This is a genomic window from Dyadobacter sp. HNCC25DJ185 (genome assembly GCF_056895195.1).
The window spans coordinates 173,798-197,401 of the sequence record NZ_JBXHAR010000004.1; the positions used below are offsets into that span (position 1 = coordinate 173,798).

General features: G+C 42.0%; 15 protein-coding genes and 2 tRNA genes. 6 read left to right on the forward strand and 11 right to left on the reverse strand.

The genetic code is table 11. From position 1 onward, the window contains the following. Positions 1–4: 4 nt before the first annotated feature. Positions 5–400: an HIT family protein gene (locus AC1XUF_RS12615; RefSeq protein WP_483342158.1), complete on the reverse strand. Its 396-nt coding sequence runs from the start codon at positions 398–400 to the stop codon at positions 5–7. A gap of 133 nt (positions 401–533) precedes the next feature. Here AC1XUF_RS12615 and AC1XUF_RS12620 point away from each other — a divergent pair, with 133 nt between their 5' ends. Next, the gene (locus AC1XUF_RS12620) at positions 534–1,241 is read left to right on the forward strand and encodes a 3-keto-disaccharide hydrolase (protein ID WP_483342159.1); all 708 of its coding nucleotides are present in this window, start codon (positions 534–536) and stop codon (positions 1,239–1,241) included. Here AC1XUF_RS12620 and AC1XUF_RS12625 read toward each other — a convergent pair. Continuing rightward, the gene (locus AC1XUF_RS12625) at positions 1,236–5,234 is read right to left on the reverse strand and encodes an AAA domain-containing protein (protein WP_483342160.1); all 3,999 of its coding nucleotides are present in this window, start codon (positions 5,232–5,234) and stop codon (positions 1,236–1,238) included. The genes AC1XUF_RS12620 and AC1XUF_RS12625 overlap by 6 nt on opposite strands. A gap of 24 nt (positions 5,235–5,258) precedes the next feature. After that, a complete protein-coding gene (locus AC1XUF_RS12630) occupies positions 5,259–6,332 on the reverse strand; it encodes a TerC/Alx family metal homeostasis membrane protein (protein WP_483342161.1) in 1,074 nt (357 codons plus the stop codon). Positions 6,333–6,617: 285 nt separating this feature from the next. Here AC1XUF_RS12630 and AC1XUF_RS12635 point away from each other — a divergent pair. Beyond that, positions 6,618–6,690: transfer RNA gene (locus AC1XUF_RS12635), tRNA-Gly, on the forward strand. A gap of 69 nt (positions 6,691–6,759) precedes the next feature. Next, positions 6,760–6,845, forward strand: a tRNA-Leu gene (locus AC1XUF_RS12640). 212 nt (positions 6,846–7,057) lie between these two features. Here the strand turns inward: AC1XUF_RS12640 and AC1XUF_RS12645 are convergent. After that, entirely contained in the window at positions 7,058–7,390 is a 333-nt protein-coding gene (locus tag AC1XUF_RS12645; protein WP_483342162.1) for a hypothetical protein, read from the reverse strand. A 197-nt stretch (positions 7,391–7,587) separates the two neighbouring features. On the opposite strand from AC1XUF_RS12645, the gene AC1XUF_RS12650 reads away from it, so the two are divergent. Together AC1XUF_RS12650 and AC1XUF_RS12655 are read left to right on the forward strand one after the other, a co-directional pair. Further along, positions 7,588–7,797: a hypothetical protein gene (locus AC1XUF_RS12650; RefSeq protein WP_483342163.1), complete on the forward strand. Its 210-nt coding sequence runs from the start codon at positions 7,588–7,590 to the stop codon at positions 7,795–7,797. Continuing rightward, positions 7,769–10,204, forward strand: a complete 2,436-nt coding sequence (locus AC1XUF_RS12655; protein WP_483342164.1) for an AAA family ATPase — start codon at positions 7,769–7,771, stop codon at positions 10,202–10,204. The genes AC1XUF_RS12650 and AC1XUF_RS12655 overlap by 29 nt, the downstream gene beginning before the upstream one ends. A 115-nt stretch (positions 10,205–10,319) precedes the next feature. Here the strand turns inward: AC1XUF_RS12655 and AC1XUF_RS12660 are convergent, their stop codons facing one another. From AC1XUF_RS12660 to AC1XUF_RS12690, 7 genes are read right to left on the reverse strand one after another with little or no spacing between them, the layout of a single operon-like run. Further along, positions 10,320–10,961 (reverse strand): DUF4391 domain-containing protein, encoded by a 642-nt coding sequence (locus AC1XUF_RS12660; protein ID WP_483342165.1) that lies wholly within the window; start codon positions 10,959–10,961, stop codon positions 10,320–10,322. After that, positions 10,961–14,185: a helicase-related protein gene (locus AC1XUF_RS12665; protein WP_483342166.1), complete on the reverse strand. Its 3,225-nt coding sequence runs from the start codon at positions 14,183–14,185 to the stop codon at positions 10,961–10,963. Before AC1XUF_RS12665 ends, AC1XUF_RS12660 begins: the two co-directional genes overlap by 1 nt. Positions 14,186–14,191: 6 nt before the next feature. After that, positions 14,192–17,248 carry a type III restriction-modification system endonuclease gene (locus tag AC1XUF_RS12670; protein WP_483342167.1) on the reverse strand — a complete coding sequence of 1,019 codons (3,057 nt, stop codon included), beginning with the start codon at positions 17,246–17,248 and terminating at the stop codon, positions 14,192–14,194. Continuing rightward, positions 17,245–17,964, reverse strand: coding sequence for a hypothetical protein (locus tag AC1XUF_RS12675; RefSeq protein WP_483342168.1), 720 nt, complete (start codon positions 17,962–17,964; stop codon positions 17,245–17,247). Before AC1XUF_RS12675 ends, AC1XUF_RS12670 begins: the two co-directional genes overlap by 4 nt. A gap of 5 nt (positions 17,965–17,969) precedes the next feature. Further along, positions 17,970–19,043 carry an AAA family ATPase gene (locus AC1XUF_RS12680; protein ID WP_483342169.1) on the reverse strand — a complete coding sequence of 358 codons (1,074 nt, stop codon included), beginning with the start codon at positions 19,041–19,043 and terminating at the stop codon, positions 17,970–17,972. 25 nt (positions 19,044–19,068) lie between these two features. Further along, positions 19,069–20,241, reverse strand: a complete 1,173-nt coding sequence (locus AC1XUF_RS12685; RefSeq protein ID WP_483342170.1) for a GmrSD restriction endonuclease domain-containing protein — start codon at positions 20,239–20,241, stop codon at positions 19,069–19,071. A 3-nt stretch (positions 20,242–20,244) separates the two neighbouring features. Then, complete coding sequence (locus AC1XUF_RS12690) at positions 20,245–22,239, reverse strand: site-specific DNA-methyltransferase (RefSeq protein ID WP_483342171.1); 1,995 nt, start codon at positions 22,237–22,239, stop codon at positions 20,245–20,247. Positions 22,240–22,724: 485 nt separating this feature from the next. On the opposite strand from AC1XUF_RS12690, the gene AC1XUF_RS12695 reads away from it, so the two are divergent. Continuing rightward, positions 22,725–23,594 carry a hypothetical protein gene (locus tag AC1XUF_RS12695; RefSeq protein WP_483342172.1) on the forward strand — a complete coding sequence of 290 codons (870 nt, stop codon included), beginning with the start codon at positions 22,725–22,727 and terminating at the stop codon, positions 23,592–23,594. The last annotated feature ends 10 nt before the right edge of the window (positions 23,595–23,604 follow it).

Sequence of the window (23,604 nt, forward strand, 5' to 3'; positions counted from 1 at the left end):
CCTCTTAATTCTGAAAAAAGCTTCGGATTTTTTCAGCAGTGGCTGCAAGTTCTTCGTGAGAGAATTTCAATTTGGTACTAAAGTCCGCATCGGCCATGCTGTTGAGCGGAAGCAGGTGCACATGTGCATGAGGGACCTCCAAGCCAATTACACTGACGCCTATTCTCAAACACGGAATTGCTTTTTGAAGAGCTGGGGCAATACTTTTAGCAAAAAGAAACAGCCCGGAGTATAGCTCATCGTCCAGATCAAAAAGGTAGTCGACTTCCTTTTTAGGTATAACCAAAGTATGCCCCGCAGTAATCGGGAATACGTCGAGAAAAGCAAGAAAGTCCTCGTTTTCAGCAATTTTATGACACGGAATCTCCCCTTTGACAATTTTAGAAAATATGGAAGCCATTCAAATGAAAATTTAGATTGTCCCAATCGGCAGTTACTGGCAAGGCCCTGGTAATCCAACTTTCGATTGGTATAAGTAATTAGCAGCCCAAAAGTACTTAATATTGTGATCCAAAACTTTTAACAAACAAGACATGAATCGCAAAAATTGGCACGCGTTCGGTAAAGCATCAATTATCGCCTTCGTTTCGCTGGTACTAAGCGGAGCCGATGCAGACGCGCAAAAAGGCAAATGGGTTACACTTTTTGACGGAAAAAGCCTAAATGGCTGGCATAGCTGGCAATCGGACAAAGTACTGCCGCAATGGAAAATAGAAGACAATGCCATTGTTTTGGCAGAAAAAGGCGGCAAAGATTTGGTTACTGATAAAGAATACGGTGATTTTGAACTGGAACTTGAATGGAAAATTTCGGAGGGCGGAAACAGCGGCATTATCTACCACGTAATTGAAGACAAAAAATATTGCTGCCCCTATTCAACCGGCCCTGAGATCCAGGTACTGGATGATGAAAAACATCCGGATTCAAAAGCTGGCAAAGATGGCAATCACAAAGCAGGCTCTTTGTACGATATGCTACCGCCCAATGATATCAAAGTTGTAAAACCTGCAGGACAATGGAACAAAGCTAAAATCGTAATCAAAGGTGGGCACGGCGAAAGCTGGCTAAATGGCAAAAAGGTAGTTGATTTTCCAACGCAAGGTGCTGAATGGGATAAGCTCGTAGCCAATAGCAAATTCAAAACATGGGAAGGTTTTGGTGCTTCCTCAAAAGGCAAAATTGCTTTGCAGGATCATGGCGACAAAGTTTCATTCAGAAACATCCGTATCAAAGAATTATAGAATCTGATCATCCAATGCATTGGACCAGTATTCGCGGCTGTAAACACGCCTGAACGGCCAATTTTTCATTCGCAACAGAAGGGGTAAGTAAGCGTGTGGTTCCTTTGACGATTTACTATGATGGTACAAATCATCATCTGTCAGGATCAAACCCTTATAAACCCCTTCTTTTTTTACAGTTACATCGCCAAAAGGCAGCTCTTTTTTATACTCTGGCTGGAATCTTAGCAGACGGTCTTTCAGCAGCCAGTCTGTCCTCAACTGAGCGTTGGATGAGGCCATTGGTTGAAATCCTCCTTCGGATACTTGCTGGGCATATTCCATATAAGCTTTTAACATTTTAGGGCCAGCATTGGCCACTTGATCGGTCTGCAATTGCGAGGGCCAGAGGCTCGTGACAAAATAGACCCGCTCCCGGGCACGGGTAATGGCTACATTTAGCCGATTTTCGCCGCCTTGCAGGTTCAGGCTCCCAAACTGCATGGCGACCCTCCCCTTTTCGTCTGGTGCATAACCCATCGAAAAGATGATGATATCCCGTTCATCGCCCTGGACATTTTCAATATTTTTGACAAATAGCCCTTTTGCAGTCACACCCTCTTTCTCTAAGCTGTCCTGTATTGCTTGTTGTTGGTAAAAATTGAAGGTAACTACGCCGATGCTCTTGTCTTCTGGGCCAAGCTCCCTTAGCAGATCCACCACTTTTTGTACTTCAATAAGATTAATGTGATGCTTCCAGGTGCCTTCTGTTTTGATAAATTTAATACCGGGCAGCTCATCATTTATTCTGGTAAAATCGGGAAGAAGTTTTAATGTGTTTTTGTAAAAATGCCTGTTAGAAAAATCGATGAGGTCTAATGACAGGCTTCGATAATGCCCGGTAAGCTGATATTGATCCAATGATTGCGCGGCCAGGTCAAGTAGCGATTCTATTTCGATGGCTGCATCATACTCCTCCTCTTCGGCCCGCTCCTCATAACGTACTTTGTATAAGTCATTCGGAGCAAGCTGCTTGCTATCTCCGGTTACCACAACCTGCTTCCCCCTGAAAGCAGCAGGCAATCCATATTCGGCATAGCATTGCGATGCTTCGTCGAAAATTACCAGGTCGAACAGACCAGCCTGCATAGGAAAAATAGCCGATACTGCTTCGGGAGACGCCATCCAGCAGGGAATCAGGGAAAAAACTTCATCGGGGTAATTTTCAATCAGCTTTCTGATAGGCCAGATCTTTCTTTTTTTCGTAACCTGGTGACCAAGCTCACGATAGGTAACCCGATTCCCCAGCCTGTTTTTTTCGACATCCTGATAAGTGGATTCCCGCAGTTTAATTCCTGTAATGTGGCTACTTAATTGTTGCTTCTGAGTGATACTTTCCTGAAGCTGCTCCTCCCATTGTTTCATTTTCAAGGAAGTAACTGACCTCAAATGCGGGCTCTTCGTCTCTATATGTTCGATCCAGGCCAACTTGACACTATTCTCGAACAAGCTTACCATTTCCTGCGGCTGATCGATAGCGAGTGCCCTGCTCTTTTCAATAATCAACTTCGTGACCGATTGCTCGGGCGAGGACATTTCAATCCAAAGCCTGTCCATATCGACCAGCGAGTCGAAGTCCCTTCTTAGTGATTCCAATAGCTCTTTGCTATATAAATCTGGCTCCCGGATCAATTTCCTGATCTGCTCCGGAACCAGGAACGGCAGCATTGCCCTTTCCAAACGATTCCAGGCTTCCAGCCATTTACCTAATGCATGGATAGAAGACAAAAATGAATTAACATCAGGTTGGTCTGCAGCAACCTTCTGAACAATTGATAACCACGGTTCAATTGTGGCCCTCGCAACCGCATCGGCAGCCGATTCCGCTTTTTGAAAAAAAGCCAGATACTTTTTGCCGGGGAGTGGTTCTGTATCATCCATGTATTCCGTGCTAAATCCCAGAATGGCATTTTGGAGCCAAATTTCCAACTCTTGCCGGTTCCTCACCTTGATCTCCAATTTCCCCAGGTCCTGCAATGAAAGCGTGAGACCATTCTCCAACGCGACCTTTTCAACCTCTTTTTTCTCCTTTCCAAACACCTCCCACCAAAGCCCGGCCACAGCCGTTTTTTTTGACAAAACCGCTTTTCTTAAAAGTTGGGTAAAGGGTAACAACTGATCTCTTCGCAAGGAAAATTCAACACCACTCTCAGTTAAAAAACCTTCCAGGGCATCCGTCGTTTGACGGATAAAGGCCAATCTTTCGAGGCTACCAGGCGATGTTACAGAAATGTACAACTTAAAAAGTTCCCAGGTTACTGGATCATCGATCAACCCTGCGATGTCGCCGAGGCGCTCCTGAATTTCGTTCCGGTTACTAATAAAGATCTCCGAAAAAGATTGACTGGTAAGTGTTTCAAATTTTTGTTTTTGCTGGGAAAAAGCTTCCGGCCAATCGGTAAGCATTCGCTCCATGCTGCGCAGGTCGCCAAGCCCAAATCCCGCAAAATTCTTACGCTTAGCCCAAGAATGGCCGGGAGATATCAGCATCTCATACTGGCAATAAGTCTTAAGACTTTGTCTGAAATAATCCCAGGAATTGGGCCGGAAGTGCCTATAGAAATCTTTAACATCCACATTCGGAGCCCCCTGGTCGCTGGTTAGATAAAGCTCTTTAATGCTCACGCCGCATTCAGCCTCGTCAAACAATGCGTCCCGAAATATATTGAGATCAGCAACCGTCCTGTCGATTGACCGGCTCTGCTGAGAAAATTGCCTTTCCAAAAAAACAGCATCCAGACTGTAATTCTGCTGGCGATACGTTTCTACCTTATCAATCTGAGATGCGATCTGTTTAAAGAGTGCGGAGCGGTCATTTTTGAAATCATGAATTAAGCCTACAAAATCACGCATCCCAATGGTTTGCAGGCGCTGATAAACGACGTCAAGTGCCGCTCTTTTTTGACATACCACCAAGACACGTTTGCCACGTGCTGTGAAGTCCGCGATAAGGTTGCAAATCAGCTGGGACTTACCACTTCCGGGGGGGCCTTGTACCACGGCCGACTCTCCGGATTTGACAGCCAAAATAATTTCCTCCTGAGATTCGTCCACTGGAAAAGGAGTGAGAACATCCTCTTCCCGCACATTCCGATTTTTAAAAGAAAGAGCCGGATCATTGTCTGAGGGATCCTCTTCCTCCAAATCTTCAGTATCAATCAAGGAAATCCGAAACGGCTTCTCCTGAAAGTCCTCAATCAGCGTATTATAATCTGGAACCAGATAGGATCCAGCCTGCGGAAAAATTCCCAAAACCGCTTCCGGGAAAAGCTTAAGTTCTCCATTCCGTTCAACTTCCGCCAGTTCGGAACTCTTAGAAATTGGAAAAGGAGTTAATTTATCTTCAAAAAGCTGTTGATTAAAATTGATTCTGAAAGAGGTCGTTTTCAGCCATTCATATAACTGCGTCCGAAATTCCAGGAAGTCCTTTGAGAAGTCTTCAAATGATTTCTCCAGAATTTCGTCAGAAACCCTGGCTTCGTTGAAATGCGCGTAAGCCAGCGCAAAACTTTGATTCAGCGTAATATTAGCTTCTTCGCGTTCAAACAAACACCATTGCTCCTTATCCATTTTTAATGTAACCGGGAAAAACAGGAGCGGCGCATGAATCGGCGTGCCGTCAGACAATTTGCCTCTTACGAATGGGTAGCCGACATACAAATCCTGAGAACCGCGTTCTTCCTCAATGAACTTTTCAGTCCGCGCAATTTTTCGAAGCCTTTTACTAAGCTCGTTTACCCGCTCAAACCGCGCATCCGTTACATCACAAAGCGCAATGCGGGATTTGCGTTGAATCAGTTGCCCGACAAGGTCAACAGACGGCTTTCCAAGGAGAAAGTCCGTTTCATGGAGGTCCAAAAATTGTTCTGCCGCAAGATGGGTCAGCAGCAGGGATTTATTGCGTGTGCTGAGATTGGTAAGTCGTTTTAAGTAAGCCTTTAGAATGCGATTCATAGATACTCAAACGATCCTCTTCACTTAACTATTTGAAAGAACTTTATCCTCCTTTTCCTTTTTTTCAGGAATAACCACCGACGCAAGTATACTTACCGCCAGAATTCCTAAAATAACATATAAAGAATAAACTGTTTCAAAACCCATTTCTTCAAGTTGCTTGTGGGCAAGCATTTTCCCTCCGATGAAAACAAGCAAGACGCCGAGACCATATTTCAGGAAGCGGAATAACCCCATGATGTTACTCAGGAAGAAGAACATTGACCGCAGTCCCATGATCGCGAAAATATTGGAAAAGAATACCACATATGGGTCTTTGGTAACCGAAAACACTGCGGGAACGGAGTCAACCGCAAAAATAAGGTCGGTAAATTCTATGATCAGGACGACAACAAATAGCGGCGTAACAAGCCATTTGCCTTTTTTCAGTACAAAAAAATGTTCCCTGACATATCGGGGGAAGACAGGAAGGTATTTAGAGGCAAACCTGACAACTGGATGCTTGGCCGGATCGATTTTTTCATCTTCCCCACCTTCGAAAAATATCTTCCCTCCCTGGTAAACCAGCAACAGCCCAAATATATAAATGATCCATTCAAAGCGTTGCATGAGCGCGGAGCCAAGAAAGATGAAGCCAAACCGCATTACTATTGCGCCCAAGACACCCCAGAAAAGCACTTTCTTATAATACTGTGGCTTCACCCCAAATGAAGAAAAGATCAGGATGATCACAAAAATATTGTCGACAGAAAGCGCGTATTCCAGCAAGTAGCCTGTGATAAATTCAAGCGACATATTTTTGCGGTAGATGCCCACGCTTGCCTCAAAATTACCAGGTATCAGCTGTAAATGAGGAGCATACTTGCCTTTAATTTTGTCAAGCTGCGCATAGTCGTCCATTCCGTGAACCAGATCTCCATGCGTTTTGATGACAAAATAGAAAACCATCGCCAACGCAATCCAGGCCGCAGTCCAGGCTGCGGCCTCTCCAAACTTCACTACATGGTCCTTCTTACTGAAAACCCCGAGGTCCAGGAGGAGCATAATACCAATCACTAATATAAAACTGCCGAAAAACAGTACTTCATTGGAGAACATGAAAGAGCTATTTAATTAAATCCTGTTGGTAGAAAAGGTAGGATTGCATCTAATTTGTCGAAAAATAGTTAGAATCCCTTTGCAGTGGGCAAAGGTAATCAAAATATAAAGTGGACAAATTAATTCGGACGGATGGCAGATTTTGTAAAAAAATGGCGCCATACATGGATTGATTTACAATTTGTTAATGAGAAGTTGCCTTATTTTTATCAAATATTTTTTACAAAAACTTGCGTCAAATGGGCCAGGTGTATACATTTGCACCACGATAACCGAATCGGTTACGCGAAAGTAGCTCAGCTGGTAGAGCGCGACCTTGCCAAGGTCGAGGTCGCGGGTTCGAACCCCGTCTTTCGCTCAGAGGACAAAGCACCGGAAACGGTGCTTTTTTTCTCTTAGATGCCAAAAGTTCACATTAATGGCTAATGCCGGGGTGGTGGAACTGGTAGACACGCAGGACTTAAAATCCTGTGAGCCGAAACGCTCGTACGGGTTCGATTCCCGTCCCCGGTACTGATTTAGAGAGAGTTACAGCTGAAACTGTAACTCTTTTTTTATGCCGTAGAATTCGTGCCAAACATTTGCCAAACAATTCAATCCTAATCCGCGCAATTTCAATTACCTGCTGCCCCGTGAATGGTCATTAGATTGGCAATTAGGCTGACGTACTCTGTTATCTTTTTCCCAATATCTTTGACCTCACTTTGCTCCACGCCGTCAACGCGTTAAAGCTTCTCGACTTGCCAAAGTAGTTTTTCTACACTCTTCTGAAATAATTCATAACGTCCGTAAAATCCTCCCTTTTGAACAAAGTCGTGCGCCTCTACATTCAGCCAAAATAAAATAGAGTCGCGTGTTCCGGAAACCTTTTTACCGTGATGATCAATCGTAAATCTAACTAACCTCTCTCTCTCGAAATAATTTATCAATTCCGAAAGGGTTGAGCCGCCAATTCCCGGAATGACATCCTGGCGATCAATTTCAACTAGTGAGCCGACTTCATAGGTTTCTACGATTTCGGGGAGTATGGCATCTTTTAATTGAGCAGTAATTAGCATATTGTAAAGATCTTCTAGGCATACGAATAATATAATCAGTTAAGCCATTCCAATATCAGCTCGAAATACCAGTGCCTGTTCGAGCAGACCGAATAATAAGTTTCCCCTCATATATAACAATAAAATCTCATAATAATTTAATTGGTGTTTTACGATAAGCTACTTTTTGTTATTATGCATAAATATTACCCTTAGGATTGAACGTGAAACCAACGCCCTATATAGACCAGTTGATCGAGGCAGCACCTAGCCATCTTGCCAAGTCGCTTTTTGAGAATTTCGCGGCAGCATTCGTAGATCCTGCACTAAACAGTGCAGATTTTGCATTACTGCTCAAAGACAAAATGGAAAAACATCTTACAGAAAATTTCGAAAATAATGCGGCTACAGCAGCTGACAATCCATAACTTTAGAGGCTTTGGTCCTAGCACAAACGCCATCCAAATGGATGGCGACCTCCTTCTTTTCTTTGGTCCGAACGGCTTTGGGAAGACAAGTCTTTCCGAAGCTATTGAGTGGCTTTTTTATGGTTCTACAAAAAGGCGGGAGCGTGGTAATCGAAATAGCAAGCGCGAGCATGATAATAGCTACCGAAATGTTCATGCTGTGAACGATGCATTTGTTGAAGCAACTGTAAATTATCGAGGCGATATTATAACGCTAAGACGCACACTCGGACAGAATGATACCTCGACCACCTATATAGACGGAATGGCGAGCCCTTTCAAATCGGTTGGTATTGACGCAATTGAAGCTGTTTATCCTATTATCGCACAAAACGGTCTCCAATCGATCATCCATGCAACTCCAAAAGATCGAAGAGATGCTATCTGCGCAGCGTTGGGTCTGGACGAGCTCACTGAGCTAAAAAGCGCACTTGATAGCGCTCGGACCTCATTTCAGCGTTCACCACCTGCAAACATCCTGGAAGCTCGAAAAGTTTTGTCGACGAGCATTTCTGGACTTACTCTTATAGAAGAAACAAAAGCTCTTGCAAAGCGCTGGCAACAAGTGCCTATGCAGGTGTCAGAGGAAGTAGACACTGCTACATTGCGGGCAGCTGCAGGTCTTCTGACCGGAGTAGCAACTGTGACTGATGAAGATGCTCTTGAAAGCCTCCGAACAAAGCGCCGGACGATTTCCACTAATGTATTTAACACTCGAACAGTCAAACTTGCTGACGATCATCAACAACTCCTCGGGCAATTCAGCCAAACTACAACTACTCTTCAATCCGTATTAGGAGAAGTGTTAGAGACCTCTCGGGAATTGATTGAAGCAAGCTTAAGGGCATTTGAAGCCACACTCGTCAGCCTTTGGAACGCTGGACTTAGTCTCGCAAAAGATGAGACTTGTCCTCTTTGTGAACAAGAAACTCTCTCCAAGAATAAAAAAGAGGAACTTCAAAGGAGAATTGATTCATCATCGTCTGCGACGAAAGCAGGTTCAACTTTGAACGCTACACTTGAACGACTACGATCGTCCGTACAAAGAACAAAAACTGACATGGTGCGACTGGGTGCGTCAGGCCTAACGCCAGAGGAAAGAACTAAATTATTATCTTTATTTCACGATAAAGTCGACACACTCAATCAGTTTCTGGAGAGTCACGATGGCTGGATTCAGGCCAAAGTCGACTTTGATGCGCTCCTAAATCAACTCCTGGAGACATCCAAAACGCTTCCCCTACTGATTATAGATGCAAAAACTTCTCAGGCAACAATTGAAGAGTTCATAAAGCAGAAAGAGCAGATTAAGCTGAACACGACTCTTACTATCGAGACCTTAACGAAATATGCCCGAGAATGGCAGAATTTTGATATAGTGCTTCAAGATATAATTGCTAGTGATAGTGAAATCACAAAGATTGACGCGGTCGGCAAAGGCATTGCAAACCGTTCGAGCATCGAGATTCTCACGAAATACGCAATGCTCCTGGTTGATACTCAACAAATAATTAGAAATGTAGAAGCTAAAATATTGGCTGAGCAAACAACCCTTCTTGGAGAGAGGGGCGCCACGGTAAAAAATCTTTATGATCGGCTGAATATCGGTGCGCAAGTTGGATTTCACAAGATGGAGCCCGGCAATGACAATCTTAAACTTCACGCCACTAGTTTTGGAAAAATAATGCCGGCTGCATCCATGCTCAGTGAATGCCAACTAAACTGTCTTGGCCTCGCTACTTTTCTTATGCGTGCGAACAGTGCAATTTCACCATTTGGCTTTGTCGTCCTAGATGACCCCGTCCAATCTATGGATGATGCACACACAGAATCTTTCATGGCCGATATAATCCCCCATTTGCTCGATGATCATGGGAAGCAAGTGATTGTCTTATCACATGCAAAAAAAATTAGTGAACGGTTAAGCGCGTTGAATCAGCACAGGTCAACAAGAGTCTATCACTTCGAGGCTTACGAGCAAACCGGCCCCGTATTAACCGAGCAGATTGAGCTGGCGCAAAAACTTTCACAGATAAAGAGCGCGATGAAGGGAAACGAAGATAATAGGAAATTTGCCGTTGATAGAATTAGAGTACTCTCTGAAGCGCTGATCCGACGATTGTACGAAAAAACATCCGGCACCCCGGTCCCGGCAACTTACGATACCTCGTCCGCCACGCCTTTATTATCGCTTTTTCAATCTATTCCAGGAACCATGCAGCAAGAGCATGTAGGGCTCCGAGACACCATTGATTTTGCCAATCCTGCTCACCATACGCAGGTCGGTTACTCGACACCTGTGCAGAGTCAAATTGCGCCGCATGTAAGTAGGCTAGAGAATCTCATCAACAAATATCAATTAAAATGAAAATGAAGCACATCCAATGGACAGACCAATCTTATATAAGAGGCACAGGAACCCTATTTATTAACTAATTGAACTTTCTAAACCTTAGCCCCCACTCTTGCTTCAAGTATAGAGGCTAAGGTAAAAAGGATTGTAAGATATCCCTCTGTGTTTGCAATTCTATATTCAGTTCAACCTTCTTGTTGAATTGGTGACATTTTGCAATTTTCGACTCCAGTTTCCTGATTGAAGCTAGAAGTTCGGTCTTCTTTTTCTCTTTTGCGACCAAGTCTGACAAGTTGGCTTCGTTCCTACCGCTAATCTTCTGACAAATATCCAGATAAACAAAATCAAGGCTTTTTTTCAAATTCAAGGAAAATGGCTGATCGTCAATATTCATCCAGCTGCTATTGAACATCCAGTCAACCACCGCATTATCTGGGTTGAGCGGGTTCGGATGTTTACGACAGGCCGATATCAGTAATTCCTTCTTGTATCTAACACAGCAAATCAGAGGATAAGGAATTACTTTATTAATGATTTCTAGAACAGTCTCAACTCCATCCCTCTTTCTTAATTCCAAGTCAAAGATTTGGATTTCCTGTATTTCGTTTCCAACCAGATTAATTGTCTCAAAACTTAATTTGTTTACCCACCTGATCCTTTCGATAACGTCAACAAACAGCTTTTTTTGCTGAAGCGTCACCTGAGTATCAAAGGCGTTTTTGGGAACGCTCCTGCCAATAACTGTTCGTAAGGGAAGGTTAAAAACGTCCATTATTTGACGACAATAAAGCTTACAAGGGTAAAATCCTCAATTCCTTTTGGCATTCCAATCGCTGCCGTACCTCCCGCCTTAAATAAGCTAAGTACCTCCTTCTCGTCTCCAGTTTTCAAAATTGAACGAATGCTCTTTTGCAATAAATTAGAATACAAATGCATATCACGGAAATCTCTTGTTTCCTGATTAAGCTGGTCGCAAAGGTCTTTTAATGGTTCATTTTTCCCTTTGCATAATAGTCGTATCATATCCAGCGACTTCTTCGCTTCCAGATATCCATGAAATATATTTTCGTTTTCCTGGATGTAGACAACATAGTATGGTGCTAGCCGATTCAGCTTATCTTTATCAACTGAATCATTAATGTTCTTCAATATAAAAATCACTCCTCGCTGGTCAGGATTGATTGCCTGCGTCACTGCATGCAATCCCAATGGAGCGGAATCCGGATTTCGATAAATTTTTGTAAAATTAGCGAGGTCTACCCTGAAATCATTCAATCCAAGATCTGTTATGCTGACTCCTTCGCGGAGATCTTCAAGGTCAACAACTTCCTCTTTGAGTTTTTTAAGTTGGATTTTCCGATATTCAAGATCCTTCTCATCTGCATTGAGTATGTTGTCGTCGCCAGTACTCGCTAAGTTACTAATGGCCATTTTGTTTTCTACGCGCTGCTTCAAATTAATGTAAGCATCCAAGGTTACATCTGGCCAGAAATTAACCATGGTAATTGTCTCATTTACCGAGCCAATCCTGTCAATACGACCAAATCTCTGAATAATGCGGACTGGATTCCAATGAATGTCGTAGTTAACAAGATAATCACAATCCTGTAAGTTCTGCCCCTCGGAGATACAGTCGGTGGCAATCAGGATATCTATTTCATTCGTGATGTCCGGATATATAATCGCTTTCCCTTTCGAACGCGGTGAAAAGCAAGTTAATAAAGCATTCAAATCCGACGGGATCGTCTTTGTAGAACAAGCCCGCCTTGAGCCTGTAATTAGCGCAGTGTTTAAGCCATGTTGATCACTGAAATAATCTTTCAATTCTGAATAAAGGTAGTTCGCGGTATCTGCAAACGCTGTAAATACGATTACCTTTTTGTTGCCCGGATTGATTGGGTTTTCAAGCTTATTAACAATGATCTCTTTTAGCTTATTAAGCTTTAAATCTTGCTTACCCTTAAGCGAATCTATTTCACCCAGAAGCTCATTAATTACGAGCAGATCAGCGGAAAGGTCTTCCTTCCACCTTATTTTGTCCATATCCGAAATATGAACTTTAACTTTATTTCCAAATACGTTTTCTTCTTCTCCCCAATCTGGCTCCCAGTCAAAGTCCTCAGAACCTGAGTCGATTTCGATCCCATAATAGGTATTCGCTTCACCCCTCGCTATTGCGCTCAGCCCTTCTTCAATTAATCCACGAATATTCTGAAGAGTAAGCGAAAAAGAATCGGTGGAACTCTCAATACGTTTTAGAAGATTAATTCGCATCAAAAGCTGCAAGCTCTTTTCCCGATCCTGTTGCTTGAAGGTTCCCGATTTTACGCGCTTATCGTATTTATCAGCATAGAACTGAATTTTACTCGGCAGAATGTAATTAAACGGGGAATATATAGAGAGGTTCAAAAATTCCAACCAATCGGCGACGTGTTTATAATTTAATTCCGTCCCCTCCTTCAATTGGCTATATATCGAAATCGGCTTGTTTCTTAGCGGAAATTTACCAATCGCCGCTGTGTCGTAATAATTTGTGATGTGCTTACGAGACCGGGCAATGGTGAGACTGTCTAAGATTTGAAAAAAATCAAAATCCAGAGCCTCTAACAATCGCTCTGATGTTCTTTCTTCGGTGCGTAATTTAGACCAGCTATTAAAAGCTTGCTGGGCTCGCCGGAATACTAGTTCGATACCCAGTTCTGTATCAAGTTTTTCATCAATTTTCTCCGGCGTTCCTTCATATGCCAAAGCCAGCTGATTGCGTAAATCATTGAACCGGTTATTGACGGGTGTAGCAGAAAGCATCAGTACCTTCGTTTCAATACCTTCCTGGATTATTTTGCGGAGTAGTTGCTGGTATCTGTTCTCCTTTCCGATAACTGTGTTGTTATTCCGAAAATTGTGGGATTCATCAATTACTACTAGGCCGTAATTACCCCAGTTAACACTTTCTAAATTTCGGCCATTGCTAACACCCCTCTCCCGGGAAAGGTCAGTATGAAACAAAACATCGTATCTGAAACGATCTTTGGCTAGGATATTATTTTTGTCGTTGTGACGATAGGTATTCCAATTAGCCTCTAGTTTCTTAGGGCATAGCACTAAGACATCTTTATTCCGCTTTTCATAATATTTGATGATTCCCAGGGCAGTGAAAGTTTTGCCCAAGCCAACGCTGTCGGCAATAATGCATCCGTTATACTTTTCAAGCTTATTGATTGCGCCAATAACCGCATCCTGCTGAAAATTAAATAACTGATTCCAAATGACGGTCTCTTTAAAACCAATACTATCATCGGGCAAGTTATCCAGCGATAGGTCACTTAGAAAATCATGGAAAATATTATAGAGTGTTACAAAATAGATGAATTCCGGGCTATTTTCCTGATATGCCCCCGCTAGATAGCGAAGAACACTTTCCGTTACATCATTCGTATTTTCTTCGTTGTTCCAGATTTCATCAAACCAATCCAAATATCCTTCTGCCATTGGATAGCTGATCTTTGAGATCATTGATCGATGTCCTTTTCGCGAAGAAAAACCAAGATCTGGTGCTGTAAACCCGGTGAAACCAGAATAGGATGCACTATCCTCCGGCCCGTTATCAACGTGGATCAGGCTGTTCAACGGCGAGTTGCCAAGGGCATTGGTTTTAAATATAGCCTTCTCTTTAACCCACTGGGCACATTCCCGCGAGATTGCTCTCTGCGTCATTTCGTTTTTCAATCTCAGCTCAAATTCTCCCCCACACAAATCCGCCTCTTTCCAGATGTGCGGAATGTAAAATTCACGGAGGTGGGGCTTACCCTTTTCTTCTTGAAATGTGGGGGTAGTAAAAATAAAGCGAAGCTCCTCAATACTTTTTAGCTCTTTCCTAAGTGCCTCAAACGCATAGATTGAAAAAGCAGAAGCTGCTACACTCAGCTTACTACCCTTTCTGAATTCAAGTTTCAAATCGTCTCCCAGACGACTATCTATATTATTGAAGATTTTCATCCGTGATTATTTCACTTGCACTATTTCCAGCATTTGCTCGTAGTTGCTGACTTTTGAAAACTTTACCTCCTGCCCGCCAATGGCCTTAAAATGCTCTCCCGCACAGTGAATTTTCAGCTTTTCTATCTCGCGTAGCTCTAAATCCGAATCTGTACCTTTGGTTTCTGCGACAAAATAGATGTGACGGACGGAATCCTTATCAAATACGATAGCCCAATCAGGACTATAATTAGCAACAGGTGTGGTAATATAGAAACTCTTCGGCAGCTTCGCGTAGACCTGAACATGGTTGCTGTTTTCCAACGCCTCGGCAAAACGCGCTTCGACTTGTGAATCGGTCGTCAGAAAGTCATAAATATGCTTTTTCAACATCTCTGACTGGCGAATAACTGATTTATCATTCACAAATACAGTCTTCGCATCGTGCCTGTCGTCAATTTTATGGTAGACGATATTGTTAATGATTAAACTGGCCTTCACTTCGTTGATTAATTTGCTAGTTCGCGCAATGAACTCTTCCGGGTTTTTCCGAATCATCAGAAACTTGCCGGTGTCAATACTCTTCAATATCGCCACCACCGTTCTTCGGGTCAAATTGGTATGTTTGACAATCTCTCCAACCACATCATATCTAGTATTTGTGTAGACGTCAGAGTTGAGCTTCTTGTATTGCCGTGAGGTTTCTTGAAAAGCATTCTTTTCCTGTAACTGTTCTTTCGTGCTCTCTTCCAGCTCCCCACTCCGGATTTCGTACGTACGCTCGGAGATGTGTAAATCTGCATTAATCCGAATTTTTGCATCATTAATCAGCTTTTCCGAATTGAACTGCACTTCATATATGGTTTTCAGGTTGATCTTATTCCAAAGCTCCTGAAACTCCTTTTTATGAAAATTGCTGTTGGTCTGGACCGTAATAGTCTCCCGATCATTCTCGGGCTTTATGGCCTCGCCTGTATAAACTGATCGTAAAATTTGGTTCAGACTATTTCGGAACGGCTCAAGGCTAATTGGAAGAGGGACATTATTCTCATCAATCAGCCTCCGTCCATCCTCTGTGATCTTGTCATCGTCATCCAAGACATCTTCTTTATAAAGATACTTGTTCAGCTTTTTCGCTTCCTCAGACGTTAAGCGTTTTTGGTTACCATGCTCATCAGTTAGGACTTTCCCCGATAAAAACTCAGCGGTCGCTTTTTGAGGCCTATCTTTTAATGTAGCAGCAATTTCTGCTTGCAGCCCCCTGGCGAAGTCTTCATAGCTTTCAGACGCTATGATAGTCAGCTTGTTAATTTCGTGCACCTGCTCTCCGACGGCTTCTTCGTCCTGCCGTATTCCATGCTTATTAACCGAAAGACGCATACCGCGTCCAACCTCCTGGCGGCGGCGAATGGATGCATCGGAATGCTTGAGCGTACAAATTTGAAAGACATTGGGATTATCCCATCCCTCTTTCAGAGCAGAGTGTGAAAAGATAAAGCGAGTAGGCTCATCAAAACTCAACAACCGCTCCTTATCTTTCATGATCAAGTCATATGCACTAATATCGTCGGTCTCATCACTTCCTCGCTTTACGGAGGGATCAATCATTTTTTTATGCTTATCAATGGAGAAGTATCCGTTATGGATTTTTTCCGCCGGATCTCGTTGCAGGTATTGGTTGTAATCGGGATGAAACAGGTCCAGATACTCGCTCCTTAACTGAATATATTCCTCCTCAAATATCTGAGCGTATTCACCTAAGCCGGAAATTCCGTCCTTATCATACACACGGTACTTATCCACCGAATCGATAAAGAACAGCGAGAGTACCTTAATTCCCTTATCAAAAAGCTCTCTCTCCTTTTTTAAATGAGAACTAATCGTTTCTCTGATTTGAATTCGACGGAATGTTTTTTCGTCTAAATCGCCAATGGCCCCCCCGGCATCAATCATTTTTCCGTTGATGACCACGCGATTAAAATATCCATCGACCTCTTCCAACAGCCAGTTTCTATACTGGGGCATTTCTCCAGAAAGCTCAAACAGATTGGCTCCTTTTTCGAGTTTCTCCCTTACCCTTCGCACACCAGTACCGCTTCGTTTTTCATACTCAACGACCGCAAAAGGTGGCTTGGAGGTAGAAAGCTGAATTTGCTCTAGATATAAATATCCGCTGGTTCCTGTTGCCCCTTTGATGTTGATACCCTTCACCTGGATTTTCTTTACCAACTTCTTGTTATATGCATCTAGAGCGTCCAGACGATACACTTTGTTATATTCATGTTTATGAGTAGCCGAGTAACGCAGCGTAAAAAGCGGATTAAAATCCTGCATACCCTCCAATGTCCTATCCCCTTCTACTGATTGAGGTTCATCAATAATCAGAATAGGATTCGTCTGAGCGAGAATTTCAATGGGTTTTCGTGTGCCAAACTGATCAAGCTCCATATAAATACGGCGGGCATCTTTGCCCTTTGCATTAAACGCTTGAGTATTGATGATCATCACACTGATGCGGCTATCCGATGCAAAACTCTCAATATCTTGTGGACGAGATGAGTTATAAATAAATGGGCTAATGCGATGTCCATACCGCTCCTGAAAGTGATCCTGCATCACCTGGAACGACTTATAGACCCCTTCGCGAATTGCAATACTCGGAACAACCACAATAAACTTACTCCAGCCATAAAGCTGGTGCAGTTCATACATGGTGCGGATATAGGTGTACGTTTTACCTGTACCCGTCTCCATTTCGATGGTGAACTGATAGCCCTTCTTTACACCTTGGGGCTTTTCAAGGGATTTACTTTGAGTGATATCATTTTGCCGCTGAACCTGCTGAATGTTCTCCAATAACTGGTCTTCAGTAATCTGGATCTGGCGGTTCCGGTAACCGATAAGCTCCTCTACTTCCAGATCCATGCCAAACTGGCCTTTGCTTTCTGACCTCGCTTTGGCAATCAGTTCCTTGCTTTTTTCCAGCGTAAAACGGTTCGTTTCCCTGGATTGTCCCAAAAAGCAGTCTGTGATGGCCTGAACAGCATCTAACTGAAATCGCTGCTCTTTAAACTGTAGTTTCATAAAGTCCTGCCATTTATAGACCTAGATCGATCTAAATTACCATTCAAATCAGCGATACCCAGATGTTCTTGATTAGCGTTAAAAACCTCAAAATGGTTTTTGTGCATATTGTCCAAATACCAATAGTGGCCACTAGCTATTTCCTGGTATACCGCTTTTCCTTGCCGTACTAGGGTTGTTCTTGTAAATTGTAATTGATTATCTAACGAGAAAAACGTCAGCATCCCTCTTGAATAAAGTAAAGTTGTGTAATGACCTTGCTCGAAAAGGTTGTCAATTTCTATTTCCTCTCCATTTTTATTGATCATTATTAGAGTGTTTCGAAAACTCTCGTGAAGAAATGATATTATTACCTTATCTCGCTCACATGATTCAGCCAAAGAAGTGCTCGATACTAATATCTCTCCGAATAAATATTCCAAATTGGAATCATGCATTTGGTCATCCTCCCAATAAGGTTCATCAAAACATCTTGATAGATAAATCTTAAATTTTCTAAGTTCATCATAGCTACGGGAAACACTTCCGCTCAATATATCATGAATTGATTCGATTGGCGTGACCTGAGATGAGTAGAAATCATATGTCTTAAAAACCTGATCTTCATCCTGCAATTCAGCGAATACATGCAGAATATTCATGATTCCAGCCTCAATAAAATGATCTATTGAGTTATACTGACCAGATAGTGAAAGCTCATTTAACAATAAATCCATAATTATCAAAGTCCGATTAACTCATCAAGGTCATTATCAAATTGATCGAACAAACCTGGTACATGATTTAAGACCCGGCCTTTATCTGATATTTGGATTTCCGTAGCGACAGTGGTATTCTGCCCGTTCATTTGAATGTATTGAACCGTTACATTTTGCCTCTCGATTAATCCTGAGTTAATTGATTTTCGAATTCCATTAAAAATATGATCACTATGTGTCTCTACAATTATTTGAATACCACTTTGAGCAGCTAGACATATCAATTCTGATAATTTCGACTGACCTCTTGGATGCAAATGAGCTTCTGGATTCTCAATCAAAAGCAACGATCCGGGAGATGCACTTAATACTGCAACAACAATAGAGAGAGAGTAGGATACACCAAATCCGATATTTTTGGATTTAAGCTTACTAAGAGGTACGGTGTCGTCCTCACTTTTATATCCAAATTCAAATGTTACTTTATCTGCGACCTTCCTTGTATTTATGCTTAATCGGGGACTTATTTCCTGCTCCCAAGCAATTACCTGATCTATGAGCTTTTTGCTATCTGTTGACTTATGTAATAGCAAATTAGAAGCTACATTAAAGTCTCTGTTATTCCCGTAGTGCTCCAAAAAGTGAGCGACCAATTCGCCTTGCCCATAGTTCCGAGAAACCTGCATCTCCTCCTCGACAGCGAAAGTATCAATTGGATAAAACTCAACGGCGGCAATACGGCCAGCACTCAAGTATTGAAAGTTGTTTGAAAATACTGCTAGGTTCAAAAGTTCTTCTGACAGATTAATTTTATCAACTGCGGGAAGGAAGGAATCATCATACTTGCCATGCGTATCAAAGTTGAATTGATAGTTTTGGCCTAACTCTGTTTCAAACCCAAATGAGATGACTTCGCTTTTTTTTGCATATCGGTACAACGCGTCATCACCTTTGCCTATGTCACAAAGTGGTTCATTTAAATCCAAGCCTTTGCTAAGTCTACCTTTTTTAAAACTCTGACGAAGTAAAAGAAATGATTGTATTATACTGGACTTGCCAGAACTATTAAGTCCAGTTAAAAGGGTAAGGTTACTCACATTGAGTACTGTTTCTTTGTGCGATTTAAAATTCGCTATCTTCAATTTTGTTATCATCAGATATTTTGATCCTTCGTCCTGTAAGACTCTTTTCTAATACTTGTTTGAACCAGGAAAATCGGACGTTAACTCTATCCTTAGTTCCTGTACCTCCTGAAAGTGAGCCGCTATATCGGCCGCTATTCATAAGATGTATCAGATTGTCTCTGAATAAATCCTTCTGAAGTTTAAGCAAGTCTATTTGATCGTCATTGAGCTTGGAAAAAAGGACAGTAATGACTTCAAAATACGCCTTGTTTATCGGCTTTCTACGGTCTTCTTTATTGAAACGTTTTCTAAATGCATCATTCTCAAAAATGGAAGAGGTCAGGTTCAAAGCTTTTTTAAAATCTGATTCCATGCGATCCACAAGATCAGGGTTTATAGAGTCCAGACTCTTATTGATAAAGTCATCTAAGCCGGGTTCGTATTGGGTGTAATCCAGCAAATAAAAGGCAATAAAACGACTGACAAAATCCCGGTCTTCCATCCTTTTAGTTGGTATTCGTCCTTCGGTTGCCTGTTTAAACTCATCTAGCGCAGCAAGTCGCTTTATTGTATCTGCTGGAAATCCCTGATAAACAGCATTTCTTATTTCCGGTGCAGTTAATTCCAAGCCGCCAGTGTTAAGTCTCTTAAAAAGGATATAGCGGACATTTTTGCTGGCTTTCTTTATTTTATTGACGGTAATCGGACGTGTAATAATGCTACGCTGTAGCGTTCTATCCAGGTCATCATAGCCTTTCCCATCTAGATAAAGCTCTCCGTCCTTTCTCGCCAGAAACTCTAAACCTTTGAGTTTTAGTGTCTTTTTCACGCAGAAATTTTCGATGGAACAACACCTTTGCAGGCCATCAATGATGTCCCATTTTGAGTTGGAAGTATCAAAATAAAATGCAGGTAAAGGCAAGCCTAATAGAATGGACTCGATCAACCTGCTTTGTTTTTCATCGGACCATAGGTCATTTTCTCTTTGAAACTCCGTGTTCATATTGATCTCATTATGTTCAAGATGGTCAACGAGGTATCCTATTGTATAGGGTGGCGTTTCAATCTCAATTTCGTTTGGATTAAACGGATGTATAATTATGTCCGGACCTGAAGAAGTATCTTCTGGCTCAATTATCAATTCTGTATTATGTTCGTCTATATTTTCCATAGCTTAAATCACTTTCATTTCAGTATCAGGACTTAGTTGCTTTAACAACTGGCGGACATTTTCCTTTGCCGTATCATCTTTGAAACTTTGATCTCGAAATACCACACGCAGAGGCTTGTATGCTGCTATTTCTTTTGCAAAAGCCTCATCTATTTCTTTATCAAAACAAGCGAGCAACGAGTCCTGTGCAACTCGGAATACTGCTTTACCTAGCAAAATCATCTGTTCAATTTTATAGGAAAGCGGCAAGCCCCAATCAAGCAACACTTGAGCTAGTAGATCATCAGCAGTACGATCCGGTTTAATATTATCCGCGAAAATATCTAGTTGATCTTGCTGGTAATCCTGCGGGCGATAATAAACATCTTGCATATTACTGACGTCCAGACGATAGACTCGAAATCCAGTGTCGAGTTGTTTTTTTTCTTTACTACTAAAAACCAATTCTGTGGATATTTTCAGAGCTAATTCGTCTTGTAGTTTTTTCCCTGCCCGTCGGATACGCTCTTTTCCTATTTCGCAGATATTTTTAAATCCGGCCTTGAAAGCTTCGCTTTTTTCATCAGTCACTTCAGGAAGCTGAACCATAATGTACTTGCGACTCCCCCCATCTTCAGCATTACTTGCAAGTACTGCCTCCGCCATCGTTGATGAACCACTAAAATAATCAAGGACTACAAAGTCGTTACCGGTATTCATCGATATCAAATACTTGTGAAGATTTATTGGCTTGGGGAAATCAAAATATATCCCTTCCTTTTTAAGTTTGGCACTAGTCGATTGGGTATTGCCAACCGCACTTATCACAGAAATTACATGGCTTTGATCGGCACTTCTTTTCTTTATTACTTCTAATGCGCCAGTTTTCGATAAACAAAATACTGTTTCCTGACCTTTTCCGTCCGTAATTGCCTGCATATTGTTGTCAATAAACTCGATTGCAAGGTCTTTTGAACTCCATCCACTCTCAATTATAACTTCATTCTGTAGTACACCATTTTCTATCGACGCGGAGTTTAAGTACCTAGGCCACACGTCAGATCTCTCATGAATTACACCAGTTTCGAAATCAGCTGGAAAACCGACCGGCAATTTGATTTGACTAATTGGATTCGCTGGGCCGTTTTTTACAATTGTGTTGCGTATCTCTTCTTTGAAGAGTTTGCTACTTCTGTCAATACTTGGATCAATTGTTGGGGGGCTAGGAAAATCACCCAAACTTTTGCAATATGAAAGAACATATTCATGGCAGTTCTTAACTTTTGCTTGATTATCAAAGTTACCATCTGTTCTCCATACGAACTGTGATAGAAGATTTTGTTGACCAAAAACCTCGTCGCATAACTTTCTTAGATTATGTGCTTCATTGTCATCAATGGAAATAAAAATAACGCCGTCTTCGGTTAAGAGGTTACGGGCAAGTTTAAGCCGAGGATACATCATGCTTAACCAATCAGAGTGGTAACGACCCGATGTTTCTGGATTAGCTACCAATCTTTGGTTTTGCTCATCCATAAAACCGCTTTCTTCCTTAAATTCTTCATTGGACTGAGCAAAATTGTCCTTGTAGACAAAGTCCTTCCCAGTATTATACGGCGGATCAATGTAGATCATCTTGATTTTGCCGAAATAGCTCTCCTGCAACAGTTTCAGTACTTCTAAGTTGTCTCCCTCAATGTATAGGTTTTCTGTATTGTCGAAGTTGACAGAGTCTTCACGCACAGGGCGAAGTGTCTTCGTTGTGGGCAGGTTCGCCGTGACAATTGCCTCCCGCTTGCCGGGCCATTCCAAACGGTAACGTTCTTTGTTACCTTCAATCACCTGATGGCTGAGTTCTTGCTTCAACAAGTCAAAATCAACAGCCTTTCCGTTTTCAGTCTCGGTGATACAGTTGGGAAATATGGTAGCCAGTGCTTCCAGGTTCTTGCTCACCAGATCAGGGCTGGCCATGTCAAGGCGGTCTTCGTCTGATAAATACGGCATTTCGGGCTGTTCCAATTAATAAATATTGTTGTCAATTATTACCTAAGTAGTTCTAAAAGCAAAGATACCATAATGATTTTCTTTGATGTACCTAGAGTTTAAGCCGGAAAAATACAAAATTTCGGAGGAAATTAGGCTCTTTTGAAAGTCAGCGGTCGAGCCTGAGAGTAAACAGTTAGATCAGAGATACCCAAGAATTGCTTTATCCTATGACGGAAGAGCATTTGTCCATGATGTACCGTACTCCAAAGAGACGTCACTAAGTTCCTGGGATGTAATCGCTATCTGAGCGTCTTTCTAGTAGACGCAAGGCACATTTAGGTCGAGGGGATTAACACCTTTCTGAATTCAACAACTCTTTGAATGGGATGGCAAGCCCAACTTGAATCGACAACAAATCATTTCCTGTCCTAACGATGCTCTAAGGTTTGGGTAGACTTCATTGATCCGTGGTCAGATTGCAACGAAATCCGTAAATTGAGGCTCATTTTCATACCAGTATGGGTAAAGAAGGCGATTACTGTAGATTATGCAGCACGAGACCAGCGTGTAACGTAGCTTCCCATATTGTTCCAAGCTTCATGACATATTCAATTCTTGGAAACAAGAATCGAAAGGAGGCGTTTAACCTTCACTTTTCCAAAGAAAGGATCACTCAAAAAGTACAGGACACCGCAAAGGAGAAGTACTTGGTTTGTCAGGAATGCGAAGATTTTTTCCAGTTACTCGAAAGAGAATTTGCAAATACAATTCACAACGAAATTAGAAATCTCGAAAATACGCTGGATTATAATACACAAAGATCTAGTGATGAGTATATACGGATATGCTTGAATGCGGAGAGTACTCTTACGGCGCTGTTAATCTATTCAATTGTTGTTAGATGCCACATTTGCTCTGTCTATCCTTTTGAGGAGTTCAAGCTCGACAGAAGTGAATTTCGCCTGATGAGAAACATATTAAGGAAGTACACCACAACTAAGCGGAAAGCACTTTTTGAAATATTGAAGACAATTGGGCCATGTAAAGTAATTCCATTCCGTTTATTCACCTCATTGACCTTAAACAGACCTGAAAATAATTCAATTGGCGCATTTAATAAAATTCGAAATGGCGCAGTTTACACTTTTGCATTAGGAGAATATTTGTTAGAAATATCGTTAACGACCAAACCACGCCATCCTCTTTTGATCGGGGCAACAAACGACAGCACTTCTGGAGCTATTAGAGTTATGCTGATTGAGGAGGAAATCTGGTATGAGAAAATCGTAAAGCAGGTTGCCCAATGGACAGCCTCATCGGGGATTCAAGAGCGAGTTAGGTCAAACCTTCCAATTCCATCTACCCTTCTTAGGGCTTCTGACAAGTAGAGCATTCTTA